At 35.2% G+C, this 6,070-nt stretch carries 7 protein-coding genes; 4 read left to right on the top strand and 3 right to left on the bottom strand.

Annotated features, from left to right (window positions below):
* Positions 1–375: 375 nt before the first annotated feature.
* The 4 genes from ACQR30_RS16590 to ACQR30_RS16575 all read left to right on the top strand — a co-directional run bounded on the left by ACQR30_RS16590 (position 376) and on the right by ACQR30_RS16575 (position 3,609).
* Positions 376–1,584 (top strand): proline dehydrogenase family protein, encoded by a 1,209-nt coding sequence (locus tag ACQR30_RS16590; RefSeq protein ID WP_429736874.1) that lies wholly within the window; start codon positions 376–378, stop codon positions 1,582–1,584.
* Positions 1,585–1,634: 50 nt separating this feature from the next.
* Positions 1,635–2,024 carry a DUF3127 domain-containing protein gene (locus ACQR30_RS16585; protein ID WP_429736873.1) on the top strand — a complete coding sequence of 130 codons (390 nt, stop codon included), beginning with the start codon at positions 1,635–1,637 and terminating at the stop codon, positions 2,022–2,024.
* Between the two features lie 79 nt (positions 2,025–2,103).
* Positions 2,104–2,661, top strand: a complete 558-nt coding sequence (locus ACQR30_RS16580; RefSeq protein ID WP_429736872.1) for an outer membrane beta-barrel protein — start codon at positions 2,104–2,106, stop codon at positions 2,659–2,661.
* Between the two features lie 126 nt (positions 2,662–2,787).
* Positions 2,788–3,609 (top strand): purine-nucleoside phosphorylase, encoded by an 822-nt coding sequence (locus ACQR30_RS16575; protein ID WP_429736871.1) that lies wholly within the window; start codon positions 2,788–2,790, stop codon positions 3,607–3,609.
* Between the two features lie 162 nt (positions 3,610–3,771).
* On the opposite strand, the gene ACQR30_RS16570 is transcribed toward ACQR30_RS16575, so the two are convergent.
* The 3 genes from ACQR30_RS16570 to ACQR30_RS16560 form a co-directional block, all read right to left on the bottom strand.
* Complete coding sequence (locus ACQR30_RS16570; protein ID WP_429736870.1) at positions 3,772–4,350, bottom strand: YdeI/OmpD-associated family protein; 579 nt, start codon at positions 4,348–4,350, stop codon at positions 3,772–3,774.
* A gap of 210 nt (positions 4,351–4,560) precedes the next feature.
* Positions 4,561–5,001: a carboxymuconolactone decarboxylase family protein gene (locus ACQR30_RS16565; RefSeq protein WP_429736869.1), complete on the bottom strand. Its 441-nt coding sequence runs from the start codon at positions 4,999–5,001 to the stop codon at positions 4,561–4,563.
* Positions 5,002–5,299: 298 nt separating this feature from the next.
* Positions 5,300–6,070 (bottom strand): FKBP-type peptidyl-prolyl cis-trans isomerase (locus ACQR30_RS16560; RefSeq protein WP_429736868.1); only part of this gene is annotated, 771 nt, incomplete at its 5' end.

Here is a 6,070-nt window from a genome sequence, read left to right as displayed (position 1 = left end):
AATAAAAACTTTGCGAAGTAGGGATAAATCGAACTTCTTTTTCTTAGGATTTTTGCTCATTTGTGTATGCAAAGATATATAAAGTTGGAGATAAGGAGCGTTCAAAATATCATTTGAGCGGGCTGCCGCACGCTCAGACTAATTCTTTTTATTTAAAAAATACTAATATCAATATAGCGACAAAACGACTCATTTTAGCCTTCCGCCGTCAACATATAGGCCACGGTTAACCGGGACTGATTTAAAAAGGAGCTCCGATGCTTCTTAAAAGAAATAAAAAATTGAATTACATCCTTTTTGTTGCAATTAACTGATTTTTACTTTTGAATTTTAGATCCTTTTGTTCGATATTTGCGCACAAATATCATTCTTTATATGAGTATTTCTTTCGATAATACAGAAATTGCATTTGCGTACAAGTCCGACAAAGATTTAAAATCTGCTAAAAATTTGTTTTCTGCCATGAGTTACTCGTTGCTATCATCCTTAGGCACACGATTTACTCCTTTTTTAGTAAAGACAGGATTACCTATTAATGGACTTATTAGAAAGACCATTTTTAAACAGTTTGTTGGAGGTGAAACTTTGGAAGAAACTGGTAGGGTTTGTAATATGTTGAACGAATATAATGTATCTGCCATACTTGATTATGGTGTCGAAGGGAAAGAATCAGAAGAAAGTTTTGAACATGCTACCGAAGAATTTATACGTGTTATACGTTTTGCAGCAACCCAAAAAAATATCCCTTTGATAGCCATCAAAATCACTGGACTAGCAAGGTTTAAACTCTTGGAGAAATTAAATGAGGCCCCAAGATTGCGTAGTGGGGTTCACGATAATGAAATGCAAGAAATAGAATGGGCAAAAGTACGTGAGCGTTTAGTTCGTATTTGTGATGTAGCTAAAGAGACAAATATCGGTATATTGGTAGATGCTGAAGAAAGTTGGATTCAAGATCCTATTGACCGTATTACGATGGAAATGATGGAACTGTATAATACTGAAAAACCATTGGTATATAATACAATTCAATTGTATAGGCAAGACAGATTGCAATTTTTGAAAATGTCACATGATATCGCACGTCAACAAAACTTTATTTTAGCCGTAAAACTGGTGCGCGGTGCCTATATGGAAAAGGAACGTGCAAGAGCTATGGATAAAGGTTATTCTTCGCCTATACAAAAAAATAAAGAAGCGACTGATTTGGATTACAACCTGGCCGTAAAGTATTGTTTTGACAATATAGAAACAGTCTCTTATGTGATAGCTACTCATAATGAATTAAGCGCTTTAAAAGCGGCTGAACAATTGGAGGAAAAAGGACTTCAGCGCAATCATCCTAATGTGCATTTTTCACAGTTATATGGAATGAATGATAATATGACCTTTAATTTGGCCAAAAATGGCTTTTCCGTAAGTAAATATCTACCATTTGGCCCAATTCGGGATGTAATACCTTACTTGATGCGCCGTGCCCAGGAAAACAGCAGTGTAAAGGGACAGACAAGTCGTGAACTTTCTTTAATAAATAAAGAAATTAGTAGAAGGAAAAATGTAACCCAACAAGCGGAATTAAAATAAGAATATCTTTATTCTGAGTTTATATTTTATCAAATAATTAAATTTAAAAAATGGCTTACGAAGCAATTGGCAAATTAGTCGCAAAGTATGATACGATGCAGCGTTCAGAAACTTTTAAGACAAGGGAATTTGTGATCGAGAAATCTGATGACATTGGAGGCCGAATTATAACTAATTACATTAAATTTCAGTGTGTACAAGACAAAACGGCCCTGCCTGATAAATTTAATATTGGCGACGAATTAAAGGTTTCTTTCAATTTAAAGGGGTCGAAGTGGAGTCGTGATGGTCGTGAAAATTATATTACCAATTTGGACGCATGGCGAATTGAACCAGCTGGCAGCTTAAGCCAAAATATGCAGCAAGCCACTGCTAGTCCGAAGTCCGATTTCGTTCCAGATGCGGATCCAGGTGATGTAGTGGACGACCTACCTTTCTAATTTTTGGATTTCATTTTTCATAATTAAGGAATTTGGCACTACTTTGGCTATACTACTAGTTAAACAAAACTTTAAAACTATGAAAAAAGTAATGTTATTATTAGTGGGTGGTTTATTTGTATTTGCCACCACTAAAGCGCAAACTTATGAAAGGCCTATTGGCTCAGAATTTAGTATAGGCATTAGTCCCATGTTGCCGGTGGGTAATTTTAGTGATGGTTATTCATTTGGGCTTGGTGGGAATTTAAAATATGCGTATAATTTTGATGAATCCATTGCATTTACTTTATCCGCAGGTTATAATAATTTTTGGGGCAAAAAAACAACAGTCGCCGGTGTAGATTTTACACCAAAAGCGCAAGGGTTTGTACCTATTAAAGCTGGTGTTCGCTTTAGTGCTGGTCAATTTTATGTAGAGCCTCAAATTGGGGTGGCCATATCTACCAATTCAGAAAATGAAAGAATTACCAAAAATAGTAGTTCTCTTACCTACGCAGGACAAATAGGGGTAATGGTTAACCGTAATTTTGACATTGGATTTAGATACGAAGCGCTTTCTACAGGATACAACAAGTCAAATGGTGATGCACGGACATTGGGATTTTTGGGCTTACGGTTGGCTTATACTATAGATTAATTCAAAGTATTTTATTTTATTTGAAGGGGTTGATGATTTATTTCATCAACCTTTCTTTGTTAATAGCCAATAAACTGTTTTAGAAGTGCAAATTATTTACATTTGTCGCACAATAAATGAAAGTGTATGTCTGAATTAACGGATAAATTGAATGAAACGGTAAAGTATATTCAAAATAAATGTAAAGAAAAACCCATTATCGGAATTGTATTAGGAAGTGGATTGGGTAATCTAGCCTCGGAAATTGTTATAGAAAAAGAAATACCCTACGCAGAGATTCCTCATTTTCCGGTGAGTACTGTCGTTGGGCATAGTGGTAAGTTAATTTTTGGTACATTGAATGAGGTGTCTGTTCTGGCTATGGCTGGGCGATTTCATTTTTACGAAGGATACACGCCCGCACAAGTTGTTTATCCCATCCGAGCAATGAAATTGTTAGGCATTGAAACATTATTGCTTTCAAATGCAGCGGGAAGTGTTAATCCCCATTATAAAGTGGGAGATTTGGTTGTTATCAACGATCATATCAGTCTTTTTACACATAATCCATTAATTGGAATAAACGAAGATTCCCTAGGTTTGAGATTCCCGGATATGAGTGAGCCTTATGATAAAAAAATTATTGCTGCAGCGAAAGAAATTGGGGAGAAGTACAATTATCAATTGAAGGAGGGCGTTTATATGGGTGTTACCGGCCCAACCTTTGAAACACGCGCTGAATATAAGCTTATAAAAGCAGTAGGGGGAGATGTCGTAGGCATGAGTACTGTACAAGAAACGATCGCTGCGGTACACGCCGGTATAAAAGTGTTTGCTATCAGTATCGTTACTGATTTAGGTATTCGAGAAACCGACGACATTATTACACACGAAGAAGTTTTGCTGGCTGCAAAAGAAGCAGAACCCAAACTCACGCGATTGTTTAAAGAATTGGTGTTGGTATTATAGTTTTTGCAGGGAGCATTTGCAAGATTGATGAATACTAATTTGGAGAATTTGTGGTATATCGCCCCATGTATTCTCCAGATGAGAATCGCCGCAAATGTTTGGCTTTTTCTGCCCTGCTGCGATTATTTTTAACGTCAAAAAGTGAATATTTTGATCTAAAATTTAATCATTTAAACCCTTTCCGCTAAGAATTGGTTGTATACATTTTTCAATTCTTGATTCTTTTGTTTTTGACTGTTTGGGTGCGGAGAAATAAAGGATGTAGGCCCTTTGTCTTCCAGGTGTTAACGATTGAAATGCTGATTTTAATGCCTTATTGTTATTTAGTTTACGCTGAAATTCTACTGGAATAGTATAGTCTGCAGTCTCTTTTAGTGTCACTTTCAATCCCGCTTTCTCCACTTCTATAGCTTCATAAATATAGGCTTTCAATGTCGCTACCTTTTCCAATATTTCCTGCACGTTGGTAAACCTGATCTGACGTGCTGCTTGTACATTCTGTGTTTGCTGTATCAAGATTTTGTGACTATCCTCTAATAGTGAACCCTTAAAAAACAGCAACGCACAATATTCTTTAAAATCATGAATCAAAACAATATTGCTGTTTTGAAAGGTATAGCACGGACACCCCCATTTTAATTCTTCTGTTAATCCACAATCAAGAATGATTTTCCTCAATTGTTTTACTGCTTTTTGCCATTTCTGGTCCTTATCAAAATACCAATCAACTTTAGAACTCATACAATATTAATTATCAATAGAAGTAAATTAACCGGTCAGATGATTCGAATGCGCGAACTGTCGCTGCAACTGTCTGTCGGTAACTGTTGATACAAGGTTTTATAAAGCTAAATATTTTTGATTAATTAAACAAAGAACTAATAATAAGCTAATGAAAAAGCAGAAATAATTATATACCTCTGCTTTCTAAATATAGATATTTTTTAAAAACTATTCACCTAATTCCATCTCGGTACTGATGGCAATTCTGTTCCAGGCATTAATAGCCACGATTGCCATGATAATTTGGGCAATTTGATTCTTATCGAAAAACTGTGTTGCTTTTTGGTAAGTCTGTTCAGATAAACCGCCTTGATGAATGAGTGTAATTTCTTCAGTCATTGCTAAAATAACTTTTTCTTCTTCTGTAAATAAATCAGTTTCCCTCCAGGCATTCAACAAGAAAATACGTTGGTTAGTCTCCCCATATTTAAGGGCATCGGTAGTATGCATATTCAGACAATAGGCGCAACCATTAATCTGAGATGCTCTAATTTTTAATAACTCCTTTTGTATTTTTGAAAGCTTTATCGTTGCTAAATAACCTTCTAAGGCGAACATTCCTTGATAAGCTTGCGGTTCCAATTGTTTAATATTTAATCTCTTTGCCATTTTTTTAATTTTTTATTTTTGGATGATGCAAAGTTCCTAAACAAAAAATTAATTAATCTTAATCTAGTTTAAGAATAGGTTTATTTTAGTCGTAAACCGTTCACCGGTGGAGTAAACAAACAACCGTCAGACTAACGGCATTTGCAGACTAATATATATATATATTAGTTAAAGTAGAAATAAGAAACTGTTTGGCTGAAAGTAGAGGGCAATCACTACAATTTGTTTTCTAACGAAAAAGAGATGCAAACCGTTAACCCAAGTGCATCTCTTAATAATTTAGCCGATATATTTTTAACTAATGATTAATGCCCAATAATTCTATCTCAAACATTAATGTGGAACCAGGAGGAATAGCTTTTCCAGCACCACGATCGCCATAAGCTAAATCAGAAGGAACCCAAATACGCCATTTACTGCCGACGGGCATTTTTTCTAAAACCTCAGTCCAACCTTTAATTACGTCGGTAACATTAATATCTAGTGGCTCATTACGCTTATAGGAATTGTCAAATTCTTTGCCATCTAATAAGGCACCTAAATAATTTACTTTAACATTATTACTATCTGCAGGAATGGGGCCCGCGCCTTTTTGCAAAATTTCATATTGAATGCCATCAGGCAATGTCGTTATACCCGGTTTAGATTTATTTTTAGATAAAAATGCTTCTCCTTCTGATTTACCGGCAGCGGCTTTTTCCTGCGCAAATTTTTGTTCAGCATTCGTAAGTATATCGTTTACTTGTTCATCTGTAAGTAAAGTATTATTATTTTTTAATACAGTTTTTACGGCCGCACTCAATATCGTCGTGTTGATATCTTTGGCTCCTTGATTTTGATAAAATTTTGCCAAGCTCATACCTAACGCATAACTGAGTGTGTCCGTATAATTTCTAAGGTGGATAATTGGAGCGATGGCATGTATGGTTGATTTTGTGGGTGTATGTTTTTTCACGGTTTGTGCTTGCATCCCAATAGATGTAGTCATTAAAATAACAACAAAAATAATTTTTCTCATATAAATTAAATTTAAGAAAGGCGAAAGTAATTGATTTGGTTCAACTATTTT

Source organism: Arachidicoccus sp., from assembly GCF_050436765.1.
Lineage (GTDB): Bacteria > Bacteroidota > Bacteroidia > Chitinophagales > Chitinophagaceae > Arachidicoccus.
This window is presented reverse-complemented; position numbering and strand designations above follow the sequence as displayed.

Excerpts from the sequence above, each read along its gene's own strand:
- ACQR30_RS16585 (WP_429736873.1), top strand. The coding sequence starts at position 1,635 with ATGGCTTACGAAGCAATTGGCAAATTAGTCGCAAAGTATGATACGATG.
- ACQR30_RS16570 (WP_429736870.1), bottom strand. The coding sequence starts at position 4,350 with ATGAGTTCTAAAGTTGATTGGTATTTTGATAAGGACCAGAAATGGCAA.
- ACQR30_RS16590 (WP_429736874.1), top strand. The coding sequence starts at position 376 with ATGAGTATTTCTTTCGATAATACAGAAATTGCATTTGCGTACAAGTCC.
- ACQR30_RS16575 (WP_429736871.1), top strand. The coding sequence starts at position 2,788 with ATGTCTGAATTAACGGATAAATTGAATGAAACGGTAAAGTATATTCAA.
- ACQR30_RS16565 (WP_429736869.1), bottom strand. The coding sequence starts at position 5,001 with ATGGCAAAGAGATTAAATATTAAACAATTGGAACCGCAAGCTTATCAA.
- ACQR30_RS16580 (WP_429736872.1), top strand. The coding sequence starts at position 2,104 with ATGAAAAAAGTAATGTTATTATTAGTGGGTGGTTTATTTGTATTTGCC.